General features: G+C 66.0%; 25 protein-coding genes. 15 read left to right on the forward strand and 10 right to left on the reverse strand.

The window, feature by feature from the left end:
• The first annotated feature begins 73 nt into the window (after positions 1-73).
• Positions 74-874, forward strand: a complete 801-nt coding sequence (locus H7828_RS14485; RefSeq protein ID WP_226781772.1) for an inositol monophosphatase family protein — start codon at positions 74-76, stop codon at positions 872-874.
• On the forward strand, positions 871-2223 hold the full coding sequence (locus tag H7828_RS14490) for an 8-oxoguanine deaminase (RefSeq protein ID WP_226781773.1): 1353 nt from the start codon (positions 871-873) through the stop codon (positions 2221-2223). Before H7828_RS14485 ends, H7828_RS14490 begins: the two co-directional genes overlap by 4 nt.
• 73 nt (positions 2224-2296) lie before the next feature.
• Here the strand turns inward: H7828_RS14490 and H7828_RS14495 are convergent, their stop codons facing one another.
• From H7828_RS14495 to mgtE, 9 genes are all read right to left on the reverse strand, one after another.
• Positions 2297-2923, reverse strand: a complete 627-nt coding sequence (locus H7828_RS14495; protein WP_226781966.1) for a hypothetical protein — start codon at positions 2921-2923, stop codon at positions 2297-2299.
• Positions 2924-2937: 14 nt separating this feature from the next.
• Positions 2938-3678 carry a YebC/PmpR family DNA-binding transcriptional regulator gene (locus H7828_RS14500; protein WP_226781774.1) on the reverse strand — a complete coding sequence of 247 codons (741 nt, stop codon included), beginning with the start codon at positions 3676-3678 and terminating at the stop codon, positions 2938-2940.
• A 183-nt stretch (positions 3679-3861) separates the two neighbouring features.
• Positions 3862-4245 carry a hypothetical protein gene (locus H7828_RS14505; RefSeq protein ID WP_226781775.1) on the reverse strand — a complete coding sequence of 128 codons (384 nt, stop codon included), beginning with the start codon at positions 4243-4245 and terminating at the stop codon, positions 3862-3864.
• Entirely contained in the window at positions 4212-5990 is a 1779-nt protein-coding gene (locus H7828_RS14510) for an SLC13 family permease (protein WP_226781776.1), read from the reverse strand. The genes H7828_RS14505 and H7828_RS14510 overlap by 34 nt, the downstream gene beginning before the upstream one ends.
• Before the next feature lie 199 nt (positions 5991-6189).
• Positions 6190-7002, reverse strand: coding sequence for a TIGR00282 family metallophosphoesterase (locus tag H7828_RS14515; protein WP_226781777.1), 813 nt, complete (start codon positions 7000-7002; stop codon positions 6190-6192).
• Positions 7003-7058: 56 nt separating this feature from the next.
• A complete protein-coding gene (bfr, locus tag H7828_RS14520; protein WP_226781778.1) occupies positions 7059-7547 on the reverse strand; it encodes a bacterioferritin in 489 nt (162 codons plus the stop codon).
• Positions 7544-7789 (reverse strand): (2Fe-2S)-binding protein, encoded by a 246-nt coding sequence (locus H7828_RS14525; RefSeq protein WP_226781779.1) that lies wholly within the window; start codon positions 7787-7789, stop codon positions 7544-7546. Before H7828_RS14525 ends, bfr begins: the two co-directional genes overlap by 4 nt.
• A 98-nt stretch (positions 7790-7887) precedes the next feature.
• Entirely contained in the window at positions 7888-8442 is a 555-nt protein-coding gene (locus tag H7828_RS14530) for a 5-formyltetrahydrofolate cyclo-ligase (RefSeq protein ID WP_226781780.1), read from the reverse strand.
• A complete protein-coding gene (gene mgtE, locus H7828_RS14535) occupies positions 8439-9827 on the reverse strand; it encodes a magnesium transporter (protein WP_226781781.1) in 1389 nt (462 codons plus the stop codon). Before mgtE ends, H7828_RS14530 begins: the two co-directional genes overlap by 4 nt.
• 105 nt (positions 9828-9932) lie before the next feature.
• Between mgtE and guaD the strand changes: the two genes are divergently transcribed.
• The 11 genes from guaD (at position 9933) to ftsH (ending at position 21142) form a co-directional block, all read left to right on the forward strand.
• Entirely contained in the window at positions 9933-11231 is a 1299-nt protein-coding gene (gene guaD, locus H7828_RS14540; protein ID WP_226781782.1) for a guanine deaminase, read from the forward strand.
• The gene (locus tag H7828_RS14545) at positions 11225-11821 is read left to right on the forward strand and encodes a LysE family translocator (protein WP_226781783.1); all 597 of its coding nucleotides are present in this window, start codon (positions 11225-11227) and stop codon (positions 11819-11821) included. Before guaD ends, H7828_RS14545 begins: the two co-directional genes overlap by 7 nt.
• A 141-nt stretch (positions 11822-11962) precedes the next feature.
• Positions 11963-12352 (forward strand): tol-pal system-associated acyl-CoA thioesterase, encoded by a 390-nt coding sequence (ybgC, locus tag H7828_RS14550; protein WP_226781784.1) that lies wholly within the window; start codon positions 11963-11965, stop codon positions 12350-12352.
• 120 nt (positions 12353-12472) lie between these two features.
• Complete coding sequence (tolQ, locus tag H7828_RS14555; protein WP_226781785.1) at positions 12473-13168, forward strand: protein TolQ; 696 nt, start codon at positions 12473-12475, stop codon at positions 13166-13168.
• A gap of 2 nt (positions 13169-13170) precedes the next feature.
• Positions 13171-13641 carry a protein TolR gene (gene tolR / locus H7828_RS14560; RefSeq protein WP_226781786.1) on the forward strand — a complete coding sequence of 157 codons (471 nt, stop codon included), beginning with the start codon at positions 13171-13173 and terminating at the stop codon, positions 13639-13641.
• Between the two features lie 10 nt (positions 13642-13651).
• Entirely contained in the window at positions 13652-14869 is a 1218-nt protein-coding gene (locus H7828_RS14565) for a hypothetical protein (protein WP_226781787.1), read from the forward strand.
• A gap of 123 nt (positions 14870-14992) precedes the next feature.
• Positions 14993-16321, forward strand: a complete 1329-nt coding sequence (tolB, locus tag H7828_RS14570) for a Tol-Pal system beta propeller repeat protein TolB (RefSeq protein ID WP_226781788.1) — start codon at positions 14993-14995, stop codon at positions 16319-16321.
• Between the two features lie 140 nt (positions 16322-16461).
• The gene (gene pal, locus H7828_RS14575; protein WP_226781789.1) at positions 16462-16992 is read left to right on the forward strand and encodes a peptidoglycan-associated lipoprotein Pal; all 531 of its coding nucleotides are present in this window, start codon (positions 16462-16464) and stop codon (positions 16990-16992) included.
• A gap of 2 nt (positions 16993-16994) precedes the next feature.
• Entirely contained in the window at positions 16995-17807 is an 813-nt protein-coding gene (gene ybgF, locus H7828_RS14580; RefSeq protein ID WP_226781790.1) for a tol-pal system protein YbgF, read from the forward strand.
• Positions 17804-19147, forward strand: a complete 1344-nt coding sequence (gene tilS / locus H7828_RS14585; RefSeq protein WP_226781791.1) for a tRNA lysidine(34) synthetase TilS — start codon at positions 17804-17806, stop codon at positions 19145-19147. The genes ybgF and tilS overlap by 4 nt, the downstream gene beginning before the upstream one ends.
• A 75-nt stretch (positions 19148-19222) precedes the next feature.
• The gene (gene ftsH, locus H7828_RS14590; RefSeq protein WP_226781792.1) at positions 19223-21142 is read left to right on the forward strand and encodes an ATP-dependent zinc metalloprotease FtsH; all 1920 of its coding nucleotides are present in this window, start codon (positions 19223-19225) and stop codon (positions 21140-21142) included.
• 82 nt (positions 21143-21224) lie between these two features.
• On the opposite strand, the gene H7828_RS14595 is transcribed toward ftsH, so the two are convergent.
• The gene (locus tag H7828_RS14595; protein ID WP_226781793.1) at positions 21225-22343 is read right to left on the reverse strand and encodes a Hint domain-containing protein; all 1119 of its coding nucleotides are present in this window, start codon (positions 22341-22343) and stop codon (positions 21225-21227) included.
• A 353-nt stretch (positions 22344-22696) separates the two neighbouring features.
• Here H7828_RS14595 and H7828_RS14600 point away from each other — a divergent pair, with 353 nt between their 5' ends.
• Positions 22697-23281, forward strand: coding sequence for an MOSC domain-containing protein (locus tag H7828_RS14600; protein WP_226781794.1), 585 nt, complete (start codon positions 22697-22699; stop codon positions 23279-23281).
• A gap of 367 nt (positions 23282-23648) precedes the next feature.
• Entirely contained in the window at positions 23649-25322 is a 1674-nt protein-coding gene (locus H7828_RS14605) for a formate--tetrahydrofolate ligase (protein ID WP_226781795.1), read from the forward strand.
• Positions 25323-25376: the final 54 nt, after the last annotated feature.

Raw genomic sequence — 25376 nt, forward strand, 5'->3', positions numbered from 1 at the left:
ACACACCTCCCTTGACGCCCCAGTCTGCCCCCCTTACCCAAGTCCGGTAAGTGACAGGGCAGGGGGCGCAGGGATGGAAAAGGAAACCCGGACAGAGCTTCTCTCCTGCGCGTTGGCCATGGCCGATGCGGCAAGGCCTGAAACGCTCCGGTACTTCCGGGCAAACGATCTTCTCACAGATAACAAGGCCAGTGCCGGTTTCGATCCGGTGACCGAGGGCGATCGTGCCGCCGAACGGGCGATGCGCGACATTCTCGCGCTTCGCCGTCCCGATGATGCCATCATGGGCGAAGAATACGGCATGACCCCCGGCACCAGCGGCCTGACATGGGTGCTTGATCCCATCGACGGCACACGGGGCTTCCTGTCCGGCACACCCACCTGGGGCGTGCTGATCGCCGTGGGCGATGATGACGGGCCCAAGCTCGGGGTGATCGACCAGCCCTATATCGGCGAACGCTTCGTCGGCGGCTTCGGCGAGGCCTGGAGCGAGGGGCCCCAGGGCCACCGCCCGCTGGCCTGCCGCACCTATCGCCCGCTCTCCGAGGCGATCCTGTTCACCACCTTCCCCGAGGTCGGCAGCGATGGCGAAGGCGCGGCGTTTCGCAGGGTTTCGGCCCGGGCGCGCCTGACGCGCTACGGCACTGATTGCTATGCCTATGCGCTGGTCGCGGCGGGGCAGATCGACTTGGTGATCGAAGCCGGGCTTCACGCCTATGACGTGCAGGCCCCCATCGCCGTGATCGAAGCGGCGGGCGGCATCGTCACCGACTGGACAGGCGGGCCGGTGCATCAGGGCGGCCGCGTCCTGGCCGCCGCCAACCGCGACATTCACGCCGAGGCGCTGGCACTTCTTCAAGAGGCGGCGGGATGAGCCATTTCCTGATCCAGGCCGCCGACACGATCCTCACCATGGACGACAGCGACACCTTCGGGCGCAGCCTCCATGGCCAGGACATCCGCCTGCGCAACGGCGTGATCGACGAGATCGGCACAGCCCTGCCGCTGGAGGGGGCCGAAGCCGTCATGGCAAGGGGCGCGGTGGTGACGCCGGGCCTTGTGAACACCCACCACCACCTGTTCCAGACCCTGACGCGCGCCGTTCCGGGGGCGCAGGACGCGCTGCTTTTCGGCTGGCTGCAACGGCTCTATCCCATCTGGGCCCGCTTCGGCCCCGAAGAGATGCGCGTCTCGGCCAGCATCGGCCTGGCCGAACTGGCGCTCTCGGGCTGCACCACCAGCTCGGATCACCTCTATCTCTTCCCGAACGGCGCGCGCCTTGACGATACCATCGACGCCGCCCGCGAGATCGGCCTGCGGTTCCACCCCACGCGCGGCGCCATGTCCATCGGCGAAAGCGACGGTGGCCTGCCCCCCGACATCCTGGTCGAGCGTGAGGCGGACATCCTGAATGACACCATCCGCCTGATCGATGCCTTCCACGACCCCGCGCCGGGGTCGATGTGCCGAATCGGCGTGGCGCCCTGTTCGCCCTTCTCGGTCAGTCGCGACCTGATGCGCGACGCCGCCATCCTGGCCCGCGACAAGGGCGTGCGCCTGCACACCCACCTGGCCGAAAACGACGAGGATATCGCCTATTCCCTGGCCAACTTCGGCTGCCGCCCCGGCCAATACGCCGAAGATCTGGGCTGGACCGGCGATGATGTCTGGCATGCCCATTGCGTGAAGCTCGACAGCGCTGAAATCGCCCTCTTCGCCCGCACGCTGACGGGGGTGGCCCATTGCCCCTGCTCGAACTGCCGTCTCGGATCGGGCATCGCGCCAGTGCGTGCCATGCGTGATGCCGGCGTCCGGGTGGGTCTGGGGGTCGATGGATCGGCCAGCAACGACACGGGCAACCTGATGGCCGAGGCGAGGGTGGCGATGCTGTTGCAGCGGGTAGCAAACGGCGCCGACGCCATGCCGGGGCACGAGGCGCTCTGGATCGCCACGCGCGGCGGTGCGGCGGTGCTGGGGCGCGATGACATCGGCCAGATCGCACCGGGCATGCGCGCCGATATCGCCATCTGGGGCGGCGACGGGGTAGAACAGGCGGGCAGCTGGGACAAGGGCGCCCTGCTTCTGGCCGGCCCGACGAAGGTGCGCGATCTCTTCGTCGAGGGGCGGCAGGTGGTGCGCGACGGCCATCTCCAGACGCTGGACCTGCCCGCCGCGATGGCCGCACAGGACAGGCTGGTCAGACGCCTCGGGGAAACGCTTTAGGCGCGGCCCCCTATCTTTCTTGCCTGAAATACTCCCGCCGGAGGCGTCCCGCACTTCCGGCTTGCACCCCTGGTCAGTCAGGGCGCCCCATGCGGGCAAAGATCCGCAGGGCCTGCGCGGCATCCGTCGCCGCCACCGGCAGCAAGGGGTCATGGGCGGCGCGCACCACCGCGCCGATTTCGGGGCGCAGGAAGGTTTCGCCCCCCGGCCCCGTGGCCAGCGGCGAACGCTCGGCAAAGGCGCTGTCCGACCACAGCAGGATCACCTGAACCGCCTGCGACAGGGCCAGGGTCTCGGCCGGAATGTCGGACAGGTGCCGGTCCATCCGCAGGAAGACGAAGGCGGCCTTGATCCCGCCGTCGGCGTCGAACCGGAAGATGCGGTACTGGTTCGCATCGGCCGCGGTCAGACGGTCCAGCAGCGGCAAGAGGTCGGGGATCATCCGTTCCAGCCCGTCAAGCTCGCGCAACTCGGCCCAATCGCGCAGGAAGAACACCATGAGATTGGCGCCCAGCTCGGGGTCGGTCTCGGCCATCTTGTGGCCTGCCAGCGTCACCACTGCCTCGATCGCACCCTTGATGACGGGCAGCGTGGCATCGTCGACCCCGAAGACAACCGGCACGATGGGCCGCCCCCAGCGGGCGAAGGCAAAGCTGCCGTCGCGCCGCGTGAACAGGGCGGTCACCTCATCGGGCGTCATGGCCGGCGCATCGCTCACAGGGCCGCTGCCACCTCGTCGGAAATGTCGAAATTGGCGGTGACGGTCTGAACATCGTCATCGTCTTCCAGCGCCTCGATCAGCTTCATCAGCTTCTGGGCGTCATCCAGGTCCAGCTCGGTGCGGGTCTGGGGTTTCCAGACCAGCTTGGTGGACTGCGATTCGCCCAAAGCCGCTTCCAGTGCGTTGGACACGTCGTTCAGATCGGTGTCGGCGCAATAGATGTAATGGCCTTCCTCGTCGTGCTCGACATCCTCGGCGCCCGCCTCGATGGCGGCCATCATGATGTCGTCCTCGCTGCCGGCATCGGCGGGATAGGTGATCTCGCCCTTGCGGTCGAACATGAACGACACGCTCCCGGTTTCGCCCAGGTTGCCGCCGTTCTTGGTGAAGGTCGAACGCACGTTGCTGGCGGTCCGGTTGCGGTTGTCGGTCATGGTTTCCACGATGACGGCCACGCCGTTGGGCCCATAGCCTTCATAGCGGATCTCGTCATAGTTCTCGGAATCGCCGCCGCTGGCCTTGGCAATGGCGCGCTGGATCACGTCCTTGGGCACCGAGACCGATTTCGCCTCTTTCACCGCAAGGCGCAGGCGCGGGTTCTTGTCGGGGTCCGGGTCGCCCATCTTGGCGGCCACGGTGATCTCTTTCGACAGCTTGGAGAACAGTTTTGCCCGCTGGGCGTCCTGGCGCCCCTTGCGATGCTGGATGTTCGCCCATTTCGAATGGCCTGCCATGGTGCCTGTCTCCGCTCACGTCTGTGGATGATCGCTGCTCTCTACCGCAGGTCCGGGGTTTCGTTCAAGCCTTCTTGACGTGGCGGGGGCCATGCCACACCGCGTCTGGGCGCCAGCGGGCCCCGCCCCTGCGCCAGCAGGGGTGGGGGGCATGGCGTGGCGCCGCAAGGCGCCGCCGCAGGATCAGACCGGGCCGGAAAGCCCGAAAGCCACGGTTTCAACCTCGATCACCCTGACGCCGCCCCCCTCAAGGCGCACAAGAACGCGGCGCGGCGCAAGGGGGCCGGGGGGCAGCGTCACGTCATAGGCCAGAAGATGGGGGCAGCCCGAAAGCCGCCCGCTCCAGGATCGCGCGGCGCCGGGACGGGGGGCGACGCAAAGCGCGCCGTCCGAAAACTGCACCGTCACCGTGTCGCGGTAAAGGATGGCCTTCTGCGGCGCGGCCCCGGCCGGGGGCGTGGCCACCGGCGCGTTCACCATACCGGTCGAACAGCCCGTCAGGGCAAGGAACGCCGCAAAGGTCAGCGCGCGCATCACAGTGGCCAGATCAAGGGTATCGTCAGACATGCACTCAGCCCCAGGAGGATGTTCAACGGTATACCAACCCGCATGAAATCGGTAAACCGATAGCCCCCCGGCCCATAGACCAGCATGTTCGTCTGATACCCGATCGGGGTCGAGAAGGCAGCCGAGGCGGCAAACATCACCGCCACCACCAGCCCACGCGGATCAAGCCCCAGCGCGTGCCCCAGCTCGATGACGATGGGGGTGAATATGACCCCCACCGCGTTGTTCGACACCAGCTCGGTCAGGGTCGAGGCCAGAAGATAGACGCAAAGGATCACCATGACCGGCGGCAAGGCGGCCAGCCAGGGTTCAAGATACCCCACCAGAAAGGCCACCGCGCCCGAGCTTTGCATCGCCGTCCCGACTGCCAGCATGGCAAAGATCAGCGCCAGCAACCGCCCCTCGACAAACGAGAATGCCTCGTCCGCGTCGATGCAGCGCGACAGCAGGATCACCGTCACCGCCAGAACCGCCAGCGCGAAGATGGGCGCGACGTTGAAGGCGGCCAGGATCACCACGGCCCCCAGCGATCCGATGGCGATGGGGGCCTTGTTGCGGCGAAAGGCCTGGGTGGCGGGTTTGGACACATCGACAAGGTTCATGTCCTGCGCCAGGCGCTGGATGTCCTCGGGCGCGCCTTCCAGCAGAAGGGTGTCGCCCACCCGCACCACCACGTCGTCCAGCTTGCGGCCGATGTTCTGGTTGCGGCGATGTACGGCCAGCGGATAGACGCCGTAGCGGCGGCGCAGGCGCATGGCGCCAAGGCTGCGCCCCACCATCCGCGCGCCGGGGGTGATCAGCACCTCGACCGTCTCGGTCACGACCGAACTCAGCTTGTCCACCGGGCGCAGGTTCGGATCGTGCTGCAGGCCCAGAAGCTCGGCCATCTCGGTGCGCAGAACCACCCTGTCGCCCGCCTCCAGCACGACATTGCCCATGTCGCGGCGCAACGAGGCATCGCCGCGCAGCACGTCGATCACCCGCACGCCCTCGCGCTGGAACAGGCTCACCTCGGCGGGCTTCTCGCCGATCAGGTCGGAATCATGGGGCAGGGCGACCTCGGTGAAATACTTCATCTTGCGCCGGTCGCTCAGCAGAACGCCCATGGACTGACGCTCGGGCAGCAGGCGCCGCCCGATCAGCGCCATGTAGGTGCCACCAAGCACCACCTGCAAAAGGCCCAGCGGCGCGATCTCGAAGATCGAAAAGGCCGCCATGCCGTTCTGCCGCGCCACCCCGTCCACCAGAAGGTTGGTCGAGGTGCCGATCAGCGTGATCGTACCGCCCAAAATCGCGGCATAGCTGAGCGGGATCAACAGCTTGGACGGGGAAATGCCCATCCGCTTGGCCAGCTGCACGAAGACCGGAATCATCACCACGACGACGGGGGTGTTGTTCATGAAGGCGCTGCCGATGGCCACCACCACAAGACACAGCACCACGGTGTGCACCGGATGGCTTTCGGCGCTGCGATCGGCCTGTTCGGTCAGCCATTGCAGCGCCCCGGTGCGTACCAAGCCCCCCATGACCAGGAACATCGCCGCGATGGTCCAGGGGGCGGGGTTCGAGAAGACCTCGATTGCGTCGTCATAGGGCAGCAGGCCCAGAACGAACATGGCCGAGGCCCCGGCGATGGCCACCACCTCGGTCGGATAGACCTCGCTGGCGAACATCACCAGCATGCCGATGATGATGGCAAAACACAGGATCGCCTGCACCGTCGGATCGAAACTGAACAGATCCATCACTCGTCCCCATGGCACATGCGCCGTCCCCGACTTTAGCGGAGGCCCCGTCTCCGGCAAGCCCGGCGCGCAAAGAAATGTCCGCCGCCGCCGCTGCGGATATCACCGGCCCTTGTTGGCGCAAAGGGCCCTTCCATCTTTGGTCTTCAAATATCCCCGCCGGAGGCTCCTGTCCGCACAGCCCGTGGTGACGCCCGCGTCAGGGCGCGGCGGGTTGCAGCAATCCGCCGTCGCGCACCATGGCCACCCGTTTCGCCTTGCCCGTGGCATCGTCGGTTTCCACGAACAGCCCCGACAGCGTGGCCGGGCCGGCGGCCGGGGTGAACCGGCCCTTACTCATCCCGGTGATGAAGCGGTTCAGGGGCTCGGCCTTGTCCATTCCGATGACCGAGTTGTAATCGCCGCACATGCCCGCATCACTCTGATAGGCGGTGCCGCGCGGCAGGATCATGGCGTCGCCCGTGGGCACATGGGTATGGGTGCCGACAATGATGCTGGCCCGCCCGTCGCACCAGTGGCCCATGGCCATCTTCTCCGAGGTCGCCTCGCAGTGCATGTCCACCAGCGCGGCGTTCACCTGCACCCCCAGGGGGGCTGCCTTCAGCACGGGCTCGATGGCGCTGAAGGGGTCGTCGAAGGGGCGTTTCATGAAGACCTGGCCCAGCACCTGCGCCACCAGCACCTTGCGCCCGCCCGGCGCCGGGAACACCCGCGCACCGCGCCCCGGCGCGACCTTGGAGAAGTTCAGCGGCCGGATGATGCGCGGCTCTTCCTCGACAAAGCGCAGCATGTCCTTCTGATCGAAGGCATGATCGCCCAGGGTCAGGACATCGGCGCCCGCCTCCAGCAGCGCCTTGGCGTGGGCCGCCGACAGGCCTGCGCCGTTGGTGGCGTTTTCGCCGTTCACCACGACGAAATCCAGCTGCCATTTTTCGCGCAGGCCCGAAAGCCGCTCGGTCACGGCCGCGCGCCCGGCGCGGCCCATTACATCGCCCAGAAACAGTATTCTCATGGCGCTGCCCTAGACCGCCGGCGCCGCGATGACAAGTTGCCCGTCGGGGCGGGGCCTCAGCTTTCGGCCTCGCTTGCGGGTTTGGCGTTCAACTGGCCGTACTTCTCGGCGCCGATGGTGTCGTAAAGCTCGATCTGGGTTTCAAGAAAGTCGATATGCCCTTCCTCGTCGGCGATCAGGCTTTCGAACAGGGCCTTCGAGGTGAAATCCCCCACCGATTCGCAGTGCTTGCGCGCCTCGATATAGAGGGTGCGCGCGTCGTGTTCTCCGGCAAGATCCGCCTCAAGCGTTTCGCGAAGCGTCTGGCCGATGCGCAGCGGGTCAAGCTTTTGCAGGTTGGGGTGGCCTTCCAGGAAGATGATCCTGTCGATCAGGCGGTCGGCGTGGTGCATTTCCTCGATGCTTTCGGCGCGCGACTTGTCGGCGATGTGGCCATAGCCCCAATCTTCCTGAAGGCGGTAGTGCAGCCAGTACTGGCTGACCGCCGTCAGTTCGCTGCGCAGCGCGTCGTTGAGGTACTGGAGGACTTTCTTGTCACCCTTCATGTCGCGTTCACCTGTGTTGGGGCGCGACGCAGGCCGCGCAATTGCATGGGTACTTCGAAACTGTCACAGCCGCGCATGGTGTCAAGGAACAAGGGCAGGCAGCCGCCGCAATCGGCCCGTTTGCCAAGGGCGCGATAGATCTTTCCGGCGGTGATCAGGGTTGCGGGGTCGGATGCGCGCATCCAGTCCACCGCGCTTTTGATGTCGGTATCGGAGATTCCGTTGCAGTGGCAGACGATCATGGGGCGCTCCGCTGGCCGTGGTCTGTATCCCATCTGACAAAAACACTCAGGCTTGTCAATTCCGAGTATTTTGATCGGAAAGCGGTGGCGCGGAGGGGTCAGGGCGTCAGCACGCCCTCTTCGGTCACGATCAGGTCAAGCGGCTGGTCGGTGGGCTCCAGCGGCAGATCGTCGGTTTCCTGGGCCGCAAAGGCAAAACCGATGGCCAGGGTGGGGCGCGCGGCGCGCAGGGTTTCAAGGGTGCGGTCATAAAATCCGCCGCCATAGCCCAGCCGCCCGCCGCCACGCGAAAAGGCGACCAGCGGAACGATCAGGATCTCGGGTGTCATCCATTCCGGCGCGGGGGGCACCATCGCCCCGAAAGCCCCGGGAACCAGCGCGCATTCGGGCGACCACAGCGCAAATTTCAGGGGCTGTCCCGCCGACCGGATGACCGGAACGCCGACAGGGCCATGGGCCGAAGCCTCGGCCATGGCCGGAATCGGGTCGATCTCGGAGCGGATCGGCAGGTAACCGGCAAGCGGCACGCCGCGATACCCGGCCAGAACCGCGCTGAGGTGGCCCGCGGCCGCCGGCGGGGCCGCAGCGAAGGCCGCCTTGCGCCGCTGAAAGGCAGCCTTGCGCGCGGCGGCCTTGCGCCGTTCCTCCGTCAAATCAGCACGGCGGCGGCCAGGCCCAGGAAGGCAAAGAAGCCGACAACATCGGTGACCGTGGTGACAAAGGCCCCCGAGGCCAGCGCCGGATCGACGCCCACCTTTTCCAGGATCATCGGAATGGTGACACCGGCCAGCCCGGCCACCACCAGGTTGATGATCATGGCCGCCCCCAGCACGACGCCCAGCATGGCGGTGCCAAACCAGATATAGCCGACAATCCCCATGATCACCGCAAAGGCGCAGCCGTTCAGAAGCCCTGCCGTCACCTCGCGGCGCAGCACGCGCAGCGCGTTGGAGGATGTCAGGTCGCGCGTGGCCAGGGCGCGCACGGCAACCGTCATCGACTGGGTCGCCGCATTGCCGCCCATCGAGGCGACAATGGGCATCAGCACGGCCAGCGCCACAACCGCCGCCAGCGTCGCCTCGAACTGGGCAATCACCAGCGAGGCCATGATCGCCGTCACCAGGTTGACCGCCAGCCAGGGGAAACGGCGGCGCACGATCAGAAGGGTGCTGTCGGCCAGGCTTTCGTCGCCCACACCGGCCAGGCGCAGGATGTCTTCCTCGTTCTCTTCGCTGAGAACGATCATCGCGTCGTCGATGGTGATGATCCCCACCAACCGCCCGTCGTCATCGACAACCGGGGCCGAAATCAGGTGGTACTGGTTGAAGGCATAGGCCACGTCGGCCTCGGGTTCGTCCACGTCGAAGGTGCGGAAGCTGGGTTCGACGATATCGGCCAGTTTCACGACACGGGGTGACGACATCAGCTTGCCCAGGGTGACATAGCCGGTGGGGCGCAGGCGCGGATCGACCAGGATCAGGTGATAGAACTGATCGGGCAGATCCTCGTGTCCGCGCATGAAATCAATGGCCTCGCCCACGGTCCAATGCTCGGGCGCCATCACGACCTCGCGTTGCATCAGGCGACCGGCCGAATACTCGGGGAAGCTCAGCGCGCGTTCGACGGCCAGGCGGTCGGCGGCTTCCAGCACCTCGAGGATCGCGTCCTGCTGGGGCTTTTCCAGGTCTTCCAGAAGGTCGACCACATCATCGGATTCCATCTCGCGCACGGCGTCCGACAGAACCTGGGGCGACAGGGCGGCGATCACCTCTTCGCGGATGCCTTCGTCGAGTTCCGACAGGATCTCGCCGTCGAACTCCTTGCCGTAAAGCACGATCAGGCGCTGCCGGTCGCCGGAATCGATCTGTTCCAGAAGGTCGGCGATGTCGGCCGCGTGCAGCGGTTCCATCAGGCGCGTCAGGGCCTCGGCGTCGCCCAACTCGACCGCGTCGAGAATCGCCGCGACGGCGCGCCTGTCCAGCGCGTAGGCGTCCTCGTCGTCGCCCGTGTCTTCGGTGATCACGTCCTGGTCGCTCATCCGGTTGTCCTCCTGCACATCCCCGTGGGTTTTAGGGCAGGGGATGTTGCGCGACCAGTGGCGTTGGCAATTTACCTTGGCACTGCGTCGCCTTAGAAACACCTTATGAACACATCTCTCGCCCCCCGCCTGATCCTCGGTCAGACCCTGCAACTTCCCGTTGATCCCTTCGTCGCGCCGCCCACCGAAGGCGCCCGCCACGACCGCCACGGCGCCATCCTTGTCGAGGCGGGACGGGTCGCCGCCCTGGGCAGCGCCGAGAGCCTGCGCGCCGCCCATCCCCAGGCCGAGGTCGAGGACATGGGAGAGGCGCTGTTGCTGCCGGGGTTCATCGACGCGCACACCCATTTTCCCCAGACCGCGATGATTGCCAGCTGGGGCAAGCGGCTGATCGACTGGCTGAACACCTATACCTTCCCCGAAGAGGCGCGGTTTCACGATCCGGCCTACAGCGCGACGATCGCGGCGCGCTATTTCGACCTGACCCTGGCCCATGGCACGACGACCACCTGTTCCTATGCCACCTCGCACCCCGTTTCGGTCGAGGCCTATTTCACCGAGGCCCGTCGGCGCGGGCTGCGGGCGGTGGCGGGCAAGACCTGCATGGACCGCAACGCGCCAGACAACCTGCGCGACACGGCGCAATCGGCCTATGACGACAGCAAGGCCCTGCTGGAGCGCTGGCACGGGGTGGACCGGCTGGAATATGCGATCACGCCGCGCTTCACCCCCACGTCAAGCCGCGAACAGCTACATGCGCTGGGGGCGCTCTGGGGCGAATACCCCGATTGCCTGATGCAGACGCACCTGAGCGAACAGGTGGACGAAGTGGCCTGGGTGCGCGACCTGCACCCCCAGGCGCGGGACTACCTGGATACCTACGAGGCCGCCGACCTGCTGGGGCCCAGGGGGCTTTACGGGCATTCCATCTATCTTGAGCCGCGTGAGGTGGACCGCATCGCCGAAGTGGGTGCCGCACTGGTGCATTGCCCGACCTCGAACACCTTCGTCGGATCGGGGGTCTTTGCCATGGCGGCGATGAAGGCGCGGGGCATCCCCGTGGGGCTGGCCACGGACACCGGGGGCGGGTCGTCGTTTTCGATGCTGCGCACCATGGCCGCCGCCTATGAGATCGGGCAGTTGGCGGGCACCGCGCTGCATCCGGCGCAGCTTTTGTGGCTGGCGACGGCGGGCTCGGCCCGGGCGATGCACATGGACGACAAAATCGGGACGCTGGCGGTGGGCAGCGAGGCGGATATCGTCGCGCTCGACCTCGGCTCGACCCCGGCCATTGCCCAGCGGCTGGCCGAGGCCGACGACATCTGGGATGCGGTCTTTCCCACCATCATGATGGGCGACGACCGGGCTATTGCCGGTGTCTGGGTGGCTGGCAAACGGTGCTGACCTTCGCCGCGGCGATGTTCCTGCTGGTGCTGACGCCGGGGCCGGGGGTTCTGACCCTGGCCGGGGTGGGGGCCGCCTTTGGGCGCGCGGCGGGGCTGCGGTTCATGCTGGGGCTGTGGTTCGGCCACAACCTGGTGTCGGCGCTGGTCATCAGTGGCCTGGCCGCAGTGCTGCTGGCCGATCCGCTGCTGCGGGCGGTGCTGGCGGTGTTGTCCATCGGATACCTTTGCTATCTTGCCTTCCGCATCGCCTTTGCCGGCGCGCGGATCGCCTTTGTCACCCGGGCCAGGGCGCCCGGTCTGGCCGGGGGCGTGGCGCTTCAGGCGATCAATCCCAAGGCCTATGCGGTGAACACCGCCCTGTTTTCGGGCTTTGCCTTCCTGCCCGAAGATCCGGCGGGCGAGATCGCGCTGAAGGTCATGATCATGAACGCGATCTGGGTGGTGATGCACGGGGCCTGGCTTTGGGCGGGGATCGCGCTGAACCGGCTGGATCTGGCGCCGCGCACCCAGCGGATCATCAACCTTGCCATGGCGGGCACGATGCTGCTGGTCGTGGCCCTGGCGATCGGCGCGCAGATGCGGGCGTGACCCGGCGGAGCGCCTTCGGCGCATTCCATGCTATGCGGGCGCCCGGGGCGGGCGGGGGCGAAGGGGCCGGGAGGGGGCGTGGTGTTGCCGCTGTCGGAGCCTCCGGCGGGGATATTTGGAGGACCAAAGATGGAGGGTGACATGCAGGACGACGAGCACTGGTTTTCATGCCGGGTTCATTACGAAGACACCGACATGGGCGGGATTGTCTATCATGCCAATTACCTGAAGTTCATCGAAAGGGCGCGCAGCGATTGGGTGCGTGGGCTGGGCGTGGACCAGATGGCCTTGCGCGCAAGGGGTGTCGTCTTTGCAGTGGCGCGGATCGAGGCCGATTTCCTGCGCCCGGCGCAGTTCGATGATATCCTGGAGGTGCGCACGCGGGTCTTGCGGATGACGGGCGCGCGGGTGGTGCTGGCGCAGGACATCCTGTGCGACGGCACGGTCGTTTTCGCGGCCGAGGCGACGCTGGTGGCGCTGGATGGGGCAGGGCGGGCGCGCCGCCTGCCGGCAGAGTTTCGCCGAACCTGATGCCGGATCGCGGCAATGTTACGGCGCGAAGGCGATGATATTGGCTTTCGTTCCTACATTGCTGTACGTTGGCTGTTGGAGAAGGCCGACGCAGAACGGTCGAATGAGTGAGCAGGTCATATGGAAACGGAAACCCTCGCGCTGGCGCAGGACATCGATTTTTCGTTGCTGGGGCTTTATGCCCGGGCGACGCTTACCGTCAAACTGGTGATGCTGGTGCTGATCCTGGCCTCGTTCTGGGCCTGGGCGATCATCATCCAGAAGCATATCGTCTTTGCCCGGGCGCGGCGCGAACAGGCCCGCTTTGAAGAGGCATTCTGGTCGGGTGAGCCGCTGGACGAGCTTTACGACAAGATCGGGCCGGAACCGGCCGGGCGGGCGGAATCGGTCTTTGCCGCAGGGATGACCGAGTGGCGGCGCAGCCACCGCACCGACGGCGGGCTGATCCCCGGTGCCCAGTCGCGCATCGACCGGTCGATGGATGTGACGATCACCAAGGAATCCGACGGGCTGGAGAAGGGTCTTCCCTTTCTCGCCACGGTCGGGTCGACCGCGCCCTTCATCGGGCTGTTCGGCACGGTCTGGGGCATCATGAACGCCTTCATCTCGATCGCGCAGGAGCAGAACACCAACCTTGCCGTCGTGGCCCCCGGCATCGCCGAGGCGCTTCTGGCCACCGGACTGGGCCTTCTGGCGGCGATTCCGGCGGTTGTCTTCTACAACAAGCTGAGCAGTGATTCCGACAAGATCGTGCGCGGCTACGAGAGTTTCGCAGACGAGTTCGCCACCATCCTGTCGCGCCAGCTGGATTCCTGAGCATGGGCGCCGGGGTGATCCACAAGGAAGGCGGTTCGTCGCGCCGCCGCCGCCGCGCGCGGGCCAGACCCATGAGCGAGATCAACGTCACGCCCTTCGTCGACGTGATGCTGGTGTTGCTGATCGTGTTCATGGTGGCCGCGCCCCTGTTGACCGTGGGCGTTCCCATCGAACTGCCCAAGACCAGCGCCGAGGCCCTGCCGACCGAGCGCGAAGAGCCGCTGACCATCACGCTGACCAATGACGGGCGCGTGCTGTTGATGAGCAACGAGACCGAGAGCGACGACCTGATCGGCCAGTTGCGCGCCATTGCCGCCGAACGGACCAGCAACAAGGTGTTCCTGCGCGCCGACGGCTCCATCCCCTACGAGAGGGTGGTGCAGGTGATGGGGGCGTTGAATGCCGGCGGTTTCAGCGACATCGGCCTTGTCACCGACGTGGGCGGCCCGACCCTTGACGGCCGGGGAAACTGAGGAGCGGGGCGTGAAGACCGGCACCTACATTTCGGGCATCGGGCACCTGACGCTGATCGGCTTTGCGCTGTTCGGCGGCATGTTCGCGCGCGATCCCGTTCCGCCCCCCGACGTGGCCAATGTCACCGTGCTGAGCGAAGAGGAATTCGCCGCGCTGACCCGACCCGAGGAAGGCGCCGAACCCACCATCGTGCCCCCCGAGACGGAAACCCCGGCCGAGGAACTGGCCCCCGCCGTCGTGCCCACCCCCCCGGTTCAGCCGGAGCCCGCGCCCGAACCGGAGCCCGAGCCCGAGCCGGAACCGGTGCGCGAGCCTGACCCCGAGCCGGTGGTCGAGGCCCCGGCACCGACGCCCGAACCCGCCCCCGAGCCGGAAGCCCCCGCGGCGCCCGAACCGCTGCCGGTGCAGCCCCCCGCCGAAACCCCGCCTGAGCCGACTCCGCCCGTGGCCGAGCCGCGCCCGGCGGCGCCCACCACCACCCCGCGCCCGGCACGCCGGATCGCGAGCGAGGCGACGCCGCCACCCCCCCCCGACGTGGAAACGGCGCCCGAGCCGGTCGAGACCGTCGCGCCCGAACCGACACCCGAGCCGCCGGTCGAGGACGTGCCCGAGGAGGCCCCCGCCGCCCCCGAGGAGACCACGACCGAGATCGTGACCGAGGCCGAAACCCCGACCGACGAACCGGCGCAGGTGCCGACGCCCCCCGCGACGGCGCCCGAAACCTCGGCCCGGCCGGCGCGTCGGCCCGAACGCCCGACCCAGCCCGCCGAGGCACCGCGCACGCCGCCCGCCTCAAGCGCGGCGAGTTCCGAGAATGCCGCGCAACCCGCGCCCGAAACGCCTGCCGAACCCGGCGAGACGGCACAGCCCGATACCGCGCCGGTGGTGGCCGAACCCTCGGGGCCGCCGCTGACCGTGGGCGAGAAGGAAGCGCTGCGCGTTTCGGTGCAGAAATGCTGGAACGTCGGTTCGCTCAGCTCCGAAGCGCTGCGCACTACGGTGGTGGTCGCGGTGGCGATGAACCGCGATGGCACGCCTGTTTCGGCCTCGTTGCGGATGCTGTCCTCCTCGGGGGGCGATGCCACGGCGGCGCGCCAGGCCTACGAGGCGGCGCGGCGGGCGGTGATCCGCTGCGGGGCCTCGGGGTTCCCGCTGCCGGCCGAGAAATACGGCCAGTGGCAGAACATCGAAATGACCTTCGATCCCAGTGGGATGAGGATGCGATGAGCCTGTCGCGCCCTTGCGCCGGGGCCTTGCCCGGCCCGCTGTCTGCGAACCAATCATGCTGCGGGCGCGTTGGGCTGTCGTTCCATGCGCCGGGCGACCGGATTTGACCAAGTGAGGATTGCCATGACCCGTTTCCGTCTGCTGACCTGCGCGCTGGCGCTGATGCTGGCCCCACTGGCCACGCCGACCATGGCCCAGGATGGCCCCCTGCGCATCGACATCACCGAGGGCGTGATCGAACCCCTGCCGGTGGCGATACCCGATTTCATCGCCGAAAACGCCGGGGGCGGTGAATATGCCGCCCGTCTGTCGCGGGTGATCGCGGCCGATCTTGTGGGCACCGGCCTGTTTCGCGAGGTGCCGAAAGAGGCCTTCATCGTCCAGGTTTCGAACTTCACGCCCAGTGCGGACTATTCCAGCTGGAAAGCCGTGAACGCCCAGGCGCTGATCACCGGGGCCGTCACCGCCAGCGCCGATGGCCAGCTGAGCGTCAAGTTCCGGGTGTTCGATGTCTTCTCCGAGGCGCAGCTTGGCGAGGGGCTGCAATTTTCCGGCACCACCAACAGCTGGCGGCGCATGGCGCACAAGGTGGCCGATGCCGTCTATTCGCGCATCACCGGCGAAGGGCCCTATTTCGACAGCCGCGTGGTTTTCGTGTCAGAGCAGGGGCCAAAGAACGACCGCAAGAAGCGGTTGGCGATCATGGATTACGACGGTGCCAACATCCAGTACCTGACCGACAGCTCATCAATCGTGCTGGCGCCCCGTTTCTCTCCGGCGGGCGAGCGTATTCTTTATACCAGCTATGAAACGGGGTTTCCGCAGATCTATCAGTTGGACGTGGGCAGCGTCAGCCGCGTGGCCCTTCCGGTGCCCGCCGACAGCATGACCTTCGCGCCGCGCTATGCGCCCGACGGGCAGACGGTGGTCTTTTCGGCCGCGTCGGGTGGCAATACCGACATCTATCGTCTGCGCCCGGGTGGTCAGCCCGAACGCCTGACCAACACCCCCAGCATCGAAACCGCGCCGTCCTATTCGCCCGACGGCAGCCAGATCGTGTTCGAAAGCGACCGTTCCGGCACCCCGCAGCTTTACGTCATGGGCGCGAACGGTGGCGAACCGACGCGCATTTCCTTCGGCGCGGGGCGCTATGGCACGCCGGTCTGGTCGCCGCGCGGCGATCTCATCGCCTTCACCAAGCAGAACGCCGGGCGCTTTCACATTGGCGTGATGCGCACCGACGGTTCGGAAGAACGGCTTCTGACCGCCTCGTTCCTTGATGAAGGGCCGACCTGGGCGCCCAATGGCCGGGTGCTGATGTTCATGCGTGAAACCCAGGGTGCGGGCGGGCAGTCTTCGCTCTACTCTGTTGATATTTCGGGGCGAAACCTGAAACGGGTCGCGATCGAGGGCAATGCCTCGGACCCGGCCTGGTCGCCCTTGCTGAAATAGGGAGCGGTGTTGCGGCGAAGTTTCGGGCGATTCCCGGAAACCCGCCGCAACCGGCCTTGTGACAGGCTGACGTTTCCAAACCGGAAACGGAGTGATAGAATCGCCTCAAACGGGCAGTCGCAGAGACAGGACATATCAAGATGAAGAAAATCGGCACCGCACTTGCGTTGATTCTGGCCGTATCGGCCTGCACCAATGCCGACCGGTTCGGCGGCGGCGCAAACGACGGGGCGCTGGGTGGCCCCGGCGCGAACGGCGCCTATCCGGGAAGCGAAACCATCGGTCAGGGCGCGCTTGATCCGGCCTCCCCCGCCTATTTCAAGCAGACCGTCGGAGACCGGGTGTTGTTCGCCGTCGATCAGTCGACCCTGTCGGAAGATGGCCGGGCCACGCTGGCCGGTCAGGCGCTGTGGCTGTCGCGCAACCCCGAATATACCGCGATCATCGAAGGCCACGCCGACGAACAGGGCACCCGGGAATACAATATCGCCCTGGGCGCGCGCCGCGCCTCGGCAGCGCGCGATTACCTTGTGTCGCAGGGGGTCAGCGCGGGGCGCCTGCGGACGGTCTCCTACGGCAAGGAGCGCCCGATCGAGGTCTGCTCGACCGAGGCCTGCTATTCCAAGAACCGCCGCGCCGTGACCGTGATCGCGGCCGGGGGCCTGTCGTAACCATGTTGCGCGCCGCCCTTGCCCTGTCGGTGGCCCTGTCCCTGCCCGTATCGGTGCAGGCACAGGACAACACGCTGGCCGACATCCGCCAAGAGCTGTCGATCCTGCTGGTCGAGGTGCAGAAACTGCGCCGCGAGCTTTCGACGACCGGCACACCCGGCGTCGATCTTTCCGGCACCTCGGCGCTGCAACGGATCGATACGATGGAGGCCGAGCTGCGCCGCCTGACCGGCAAGACCGAGGAGCTTGAGAACCGCGTCAACAGCGTGGTGACCGACGGCACCAACCGGATCGGCGATCTTCAGTTCCGCGTTTGCGAGCTTGAGCCGGGCTGTGATATCGGCGCCATCGGCGAAACCAAGCCCATCGGAGGAGAGGCCGCGCCCGTCGCCGTGCCGGCCCCCGCCGATACCCCCCAGGGAACCGAACTTGCCATCGGTGAAAAGCAAGACTTCGATCGGGCCCGGGAGGTGCTCGATCAAGGTGACTTTCGCACCGCCGCTGACCTCTTTGCGACCTTCACCCAGACCTACACCGCCGGCGCGCTGACCGGCGAGGCGCATTTCTATCGCGGCGAGGCGCTTTCGCAACTGGGCCAGCGCGAGGAAGCGGCGCGCGCCTATCTCGAATCCTTTTCGGGTTCGCCAGACGGGGCAAAGGCGCCCCAGGCGCTGCTGAAACTGGGCCTCATGCTGAACGATCTGGGCCAGCCCGCCGACAGCTGTGCCATCCTGGGCGAGGTGACGACGCGCTTTCCCTCAAGCCCCGCCAGCATCGAGGCGCAGACCGCACGCGCGGGCATGACCTGCGGATGAGCGACGGACCGGCGCCGCTGGCCCAGCGGTTTGCCGAAGCGATGGGGCAGGCCCTTGGCCCCGATTTTCCCGAGGATATCGGCCTTGCCGTTTCCGGCGGCGGCGACAGCATGGCGATGCTGCACCTTGCCGCCGACTGGGCGCGGGTCTGGGGCGTGCGCCTCTGGGTTTGTACCGTCGATCACGGGCTGCGTGCCGAAAGTGGCGAAGAAGCGCGGATGGTCGCGGCTGAGGCGCAGGCGCGCGGTCTGCCCCATGCCACCCTGCGTTGGGAAGGCTGGGACGGGCGTGGCAATCTGCAGGACGCCGCCCGGCGCGCCCGGCAGGATCTGATCGGGCGCTGGCGGGGCCGGCTGCGCCATGTCCTCTTCGCCCACACCCGCGACGATCAGGCCGAAACGCTGCTTTTGCGGCTCCGGCGCGGTTCGGGGGTCGAGGGGCTTTCGGGCATGGCCGCGGTGCAGCGGGTGCACGGGGCGCCAACGGAGAACGACACGGTGCCGGGCGCACCGCCCCGCGCGCAGGAACCGACGCCCGACTGGCACATCGTCCGCCCCCTTCTTGAGGCTGAGCGGGCCGAATTGCGCCATTATAACAAGGTGTTGCGCATTCCCTACGCCGATGATCCCAGCAATGACGACCCCCGGTTCGACCGCGTGCGCATCCGCGCCCTGCTGACCACGCTGGGCCAGGAGGGGCTGGACACCGCGCGCCTGTCGGATACGGCGCAAAGGCTGCGGCGGGCGCGGGTGGCCCTGGGTCGGCGCGCCCATGATGCGGCGCGCGCAAGCTTGGTGCCCTGCGATGATCCGGGGGCGCGCGGCAGTGTCATCCTGGAGCGCGACACATTCGCCGAAATCGAGACGGACACGCAGTTGCGCATCCTGTCGGCGGCGCTGCAATTCGTCGCATCCGCCGATTACCGCCCAAGGGAATCGGCGCTGGAACAGGCGATGGACCGCTGGCTTTCGGGCGCAACCACCACGCTGCACGGCTGCACGATGATTGCGCAGGCCGCCCGCCTGATCGTGGCCCGCGAATTTGCGGCGGTGGCAGGAAGCACCGCACCGGCAGAGCCGCAAACGCCCTGGGATCGCCGCTGGGCCGTTTTCGGGCCTGAAACCCGTGGTTTGGAGGTGCGGGCGCTGGGAGAGGCCGGGCTGGCCCAGGCAGGCCCGCGGGACCGTGCGCCGCTGCCGCGCGCCGCGCTGCTGGCCCATCCGGCGCTGTGGGATGGTGGCGAACTGGTGGCTTGCCCCGCGATCGGCCATGGTCCGACTGTCCGGATCGACCTGCATCCGCCGGGCGGACATTTTCCTGATCGGCTGTTATCGCATTGAACAAATCGCCATGACCTCTATCTTAGGGGGAACCGTCGCACCGGCGACGATCTGACCTGTGACAGGAGAGTTTCCTTGGGGAATGCGCGCAATCTGGCCTTCTGGGCCGTCCTGATCCTGCTTGTCGTGGCGCTGTTCAACCTGTTTTCAGGTGGCCAGTCGTCGATCAACTCGCGTTCGATCAGCTATTCCGAATTTGTCGAATCCGTAGATGCGGGCAACGTTTCGGCCGTGACGCTGGATGGTGAGCGGGTGATGTTCCGCGGTGCCGACGGCAACGATTACGTCACGATCCGCCCGGACAACGGCGATGCCCTGACCCAGCGGCTGATCGACAAGAACGTGACGGTCAACGCCAAGCCGCAGGAACAGTCGGGTTTCACCACCATCCTGATGACCTTCCTGCCGTTCCTTCTGCTGATCGGTGTCTGGATCTATTTCATGAATCGCATGCAGGGCGGCGGCAAGGGCGGTGCCATGGGCTTTGGCAAATCGCGCGCCAAGCTGCTGACCGAGAAGCACGGCCGCGTGACATTCGATGACGTGGCCGGCATCGACGAGGCCAAGGAAGAACTGGAAGAAATCGTCGAATTCCTGCGCAACCCGCAGAAATTCTCGCGTCTTGGCGGCAAGATCCCCAAGGGCGCGCTGCTGGTCGGCCCTCCGGGCACCGGTAAGACGCTGCTGGCCCGCGCCATTGCGGGTGAGGCGGGCGTGCCCTTCTTCACCATCTCGGGTTCGGATTTCGTGGAGATGTTCGTCGGCGTCGGTGCAAGCCGTGTGCGCGACATGTTCGAACAGGCGAAAAAGAACGCGCCCTGCATCGTCTTCATCGACGAGATCGACGCCGTGGGCCGGTCGCGTGGCGTGGGCTATGGCGGCGGCAACGACGAACGCGAACAGACGCTGAACCAGCTTCTCGTGGAAATGGACGGGTTCGAGGCCAACGAGGGCATCATCATCGTCGCGGCCACCAACCGCCCCGACGTTCTGGATCCGGCGCTGCTGCGCCCCGGCCGTTTCGACCGCCAGGTGCAGGTTCCGAACCCCGACATCAAGGGCCGCGAGAAGATCCTGGGCGTGCATGCCCGCAAGGTGCCCCTGGGCCCCGATGTGGACCTGCGCATCATCGCCCGCGGCTGCCCCGGCTTTTCGGGTGCCGACCTGGCCAACCTGGTGAACGAAGCGGCGCTGATGGCCGCCCGGGTCGGCCGCCGCTTTGTCATCATGGAAGATTTCGAGAACGCCAAGGACAAGGTGATGATGGGGGCCGAGCGCCGCTCCATGGTCATGTCCGAGGATGAAAAGAAGCTGACCGCCTATCACGAGGCCGGCCATGCCATCGTGGGTCTGAACGTTCCGCAGCATGACCCGATTCACAAGGCGACGATCATCCCGCGCGGCCGTGCGCTGGGTCTGGTGTTGTCGCTGCCCGAGCGTGATCAGCTTTCGGTAAGCTGGACGAAGTACACCAGCAAGATCGCCATGGCGATGGGCGGGCGCGTGGCCGAGGAGCTGATCTTCGGCAAGGAGAACGTGACCTCGGGCGCGGCCAGCGACATCCAGCAGGTCAGCAAGATCGCCCGCGCCATGGTCACGCAGTTCGGCTATTCCGAGGAGCTGGGCTTTGTCGATTACGCCAACGAGCAGCAGTCGCACCTTGGCTCTTACGGGGGCGGGACAAGCCATTCGGCCGATACGCAGCGGATCATCGACAAGAAGGTGAAAGAGATCATCGACACCGGTTACGAAACCGCCAAGCGGATCCTTACCGAGAAGGCCGACGATCTAGAGCGGCTGGCGCAGGGGCTTCTGGAATACGAGACCCTGACCGGCCCCGAGATCATGAAGGTGGTCAAGGGCGAACCCCTGAACCGTGGTGATGACAATGACGATCGCCCCGATCAGGGCAACACGCCGTCGCTGACCGCGATTCCGAAGACCAAGAAGAACAAGCCCAGCGACAGCGGGCTGGAGCCTGAACCTTCGGCCTGACGCGCCGCGATGACCGACACATGTAAACGGGCCGAAATCTTCGGCCCGTTTTTCGTTTGGGAGCTAGTGGTTCGGGCGAAGATCAGCCAGTCGCGTCCAGCGGCCTGTCGTCCGCCTCCATCACTGGCATCTGAGAGCAGCGCCGGATGAGGCGCACCAGTTCCTCGGCCTGCTTGCCCTCGACGATGGGCCGGGCGGGGCGGGTGGCCTTCGGTTTGCTGCCAAGATCGGTGATCGGCACGGCGTCGGCTTGCGGGGCCGTGTAGTCCGTCAGAAGCAGGCTTTCGACCAGCGCGCCGTCGGCTTCGATCACCTCGTGGTGGTCGAACAGAAGATGGATGTATTCCACCGTTCCGGCGTTTTCGTGACGCTTGATGCCCGGCAGCAGGTCAAGCTTGTTCGCGGCCACCAGCACCTCGTCGGTCTGGTGGCGGCTGCGGGCCAGGGCGGTGCGCAGCATGACCCGGTGCTGGGCCGACAGGAGAAGATCGCGCGTGGGTGTTCCACAGCCCAGCCTGTCCTGGCGGATGCGCAGGGGCCGCAGAGCGGGGGTTTTGTCCTGCTCCTGCTGAGAGACCGACCGCTTTCCGATCCAGCGCACGGGCTGATAGTCGTGATCGGCCGTCCAGACCAGATCGCCGACCCGCAGATCGCCGGCCCGCTTGAACCCGCTGCGCGTGCGCAGGCGGGCATCGGCGGTCACGCAGAGCACGGCATCGCCCGAACTTTTGTTGGCAATGGTCCGGTTGCCCGCGATATCCCATTGATAGCTTTCGCCGTTTTGCAACGCGGTATGGTCAAGACTGTCATCCGACACGGCGTTCGTGGCCGCGCCCTGCTGTGCGGTGATCGGAGGAAGCGAATCGGCGCTGTAGAAGGACAGCACGTTGTTCGTCGCCCCCGAGGTATCGGTCAGCGAAACGCCGCTGGCCTCGTTCGAATCGCTTTTGGCGTTCCGGATGCCCAGGGGGATGACATAGACGGTAAAATCGGAATTGTCGGGGTCGGGCGACCCGGTCAGCGAGGACAGGCGCACCTGCCCCGAGCCGAGCCCGGAGGTGGTGTGAAGGTTGCCGTTTTCATCATAGGCGCTGAGGACGAAATCGGCCGGGTTGTCGTCGGGGCCCAGCACGATCTCGACAAATTCGCCGGAGTTGGCGCCGCCGCCGCCCAGCATGTTGATTTCTGAAATGAATGCCATCGTCTCGTTACCTCAATACTAGTTCTCGATACTGCGTCGCTTTTTGGTTTTTGGGGGCGATGTCGTTCAATCCGGCAGACCGGACAGGTTGACGCACCACTCCTTGGTGCCTCCGATCCTATTGCCTGAACGCCGAATTTCGGAACAAAGGTTAATTTCTGCCCTTTCTTTGCGCCAAATCTGTTGCGGGCGTGGCACGTTCGCCTCGGGCCGTGCAGGCGCTTGGCGTTGGTCAACGGGCCACTTGCGCGACGACCGGTCACCACCCTATGAGGCGATGGTTAACAATTCCTCAGGGCCGCCTTGCCCTGTCGCCCTTGCCGCCAGTGGGCGGCGCATGTGAAAGACCCCCTATGCCCGCCCTGATCGCCACCGAACATGTTGCCACCGTCACCTGGCTGGGCTTTGTTCCGCACCGCGATGCGCCTACCATCGAAACCGGCGCGCTGGCCGAAATGCCTCTGACCTGGGCCGGGTACGAGGACGATTGCCACGCCGGCGAAACCCGTCCGTCCTGCACCCGCGTCCTGACCCAGTACAAGCGCGACACCGAAATCCGCAACACCCGCCAGCTTGCCATTGTCAGCGCGCAGGAGATGGCCGAAATCGCCGCCACCCTGGGGCTTGAGGCGATCAACCCGCGCTGGCTGGGCGCTTCGGTGGTGCTGGACGGTATCCCGGATTTCACCCACGTCCCGCCCTCAAGCCGCCTTCAGGGCCCGGATGGCGTGACGCTGACCGTCGACATGCTGAACCAGCCCTGCCACTTTCCGGCCATGACGATCGAGGCGGCGCACCCCGGCCATGGCAAGGCGTTCAAACCGGCGGCCAAGGGCAAACGCGGAGTGACGGCCTGGGTCGAACGGCCCGGCATCCTGCGGCTGGGCGACCGCGTCACGTTGCACATTCCGGGACAGCGGGCCTGGCGCGCAGGCTGACCCCCAGACGTGAAAAAACCGGGCGAGGGAGCCCGGCTTTTCCACGTTACACCTTTTGAGAGTGGTGATCTTAAATCAGCAGTGCGCTGGCGAGAAGCAGGCCCATCATCAGGCCGCCGTGGATTGTGAGTGTTGCAGTACGCATCGTGATGCTCCTTGCTGTTGTGAAATCAACACGGACGCGCGCCTTCGGTTCCCGGGCGTTGCATTTTTTTTCGAAATTGGTTGGCCGGTGCTGCGGGGTGCGGGCGTACTGGCGGTTCCGCGGGCTGGAATGTCGCAATATCCCTCGCAAACCGGTGGCCTGCCGGGGTATGACCGGCGCAGATGGGCCGACAAGGCCGGCAAGAACAGGGACACCACAACAATGAGCCATAAATCCGACATCGAAATCGCCCGCGAGGCCAAGAAGCGCCCGATCCAGGAAATCGGCGCCAAGCTGGGTATCGCGTCGGAGGACCTGCTGCCCTATGGCCACGACAAGGCCAAGGTCAGCCAGGCGTTCATCGATTCGGTGCAGGAGCGTGAGAACGGCAAGCTGATCCTTGTCACCGCCATCAACCCGACCCCGGCGGGCGAGGGCAAGACCACCACCACCGTGGGCCTTGGCGATGGGTTGAATGCCATCGGCAAGAATGCGGCGATCTGCATCCGCGAAGCCTCGCTTGGGCCGAACTTCGGGATGAAGGGGGGCGCAGCCGGAGGCGGCTATGCCCAGATCGTACCCATGGAAGAGATGAACCTGCATTTTACCGGTGATTTCCACGCCATCACCAGCGCGCACAACCTGCTGTCGGCGATGATCGACAATTCGATCTATTGGGGCAATCCGCTTGAGATTGACACCCGCCGTGTCGTCTGGCGCCGGGTGCTGGACATGAACGACCGCGCCCTGCGCCAGATCACCGCCAGCTTGGGCGGCGTGGCCAATGGCTTCCCGCGCGAGGCGGGTTTCGACATCACCGTCGCCTCCGAAGTCATGGCGATCCTGTGCCTGGCGAAGGATCTGAAAGACCTCGAGAAGCGTCTGGGCGACATGATCGTGGCCTATACGCGCGAAAAGAAGCCGGTCTATTGCCGCGACATCAAGGCCGACGGCGCGATGACGGTGCTTTTGAAAGATGCGATGCAGCCCAATCTGGTGCAGACGCTGGAAAACAACCCGGCCTTCGTGCACGGCGGCCCGTTTGCCAACATCGCCCATGGCTGCAATTCCGTCATCGCCACCACCACGGCCCTGAAACTGGCGGATTACGTCGTCACCGAAGCCGGTTTCGGCGCCGACCTCGGGGCCGAGAAGTTTCTGAACATCAAGTGCCGCAAGGCGGGGCTGGCGCCCTCGGCGGTGGTTCTGGTGGCCACGGTACGGGCGATGAAGATGAACGGTGGCGTGACCAAGGCCGATCTTGGCGATGAAAACGTCGATGCGGTGAATGCGGGCTGTGCCAACCTGGGGCGCCACCTTGAGAACCTGAAATCCTTCGGCGTGCCTGTGGTGGTGGCCATCAACCACTTCGTCACCGATACCGACGCCGAGGTGCAGGCGGTGAAAGATTATGTGGCCACCCAGGGGGCCGAGGCGGTGCTGTGCAAGCATTGGGCCAAGGGCAGCGAGGGCACGCGCGACCTGGCCGCCAAGGTGGTGGAACTGACCGAAACCAAGGCGAATTTCGCCCCGATCTATCCCGATGACATGGGCCTGGCCGACAAGATCGAAACCATTGCGCGCAAGATCTATCGCGCCGATGGCGTGGTGATCGACGCCAAGATCCGCACCCAGTTGAAAGAGTGGGAGGAGCAGGGCTATGGCAACCTGCCGGTCTGCATGGCCAAGACGCAATATAGCTTCACCACCGACCCCAACGAACGCGGCGCGCCCACCGGTTTTTCGATTCCGGTGCGCGAGGTGCGGCTTTCGGCAGGCGCCGGGTTCGTCGTTGCCATCTGCGGAGAGATCATGACGATGCCGGGCCTGCCGCGCGTTCCTTCGGCCAATTCCATTCACCTGAACGATGCGGGGCAGATCGAGGGGCTGTTCTGAGCCATATCGAAAAATTGCAACTTTCGCGGGCAGGACATAGGGTCTGCCCGCGAT

The sequence above is a fragment of the Oceaniglobus trochenteri genome (genome assembly GCF_020529025.1).
GTDB classification, from domain to species: Bacteria; Pseudomonadota; Alphaproteobacteria; order Rhodobacterales; family Rhodobacteraceae; genus Oceaniglobus; species Oceaniglobus trochenteri.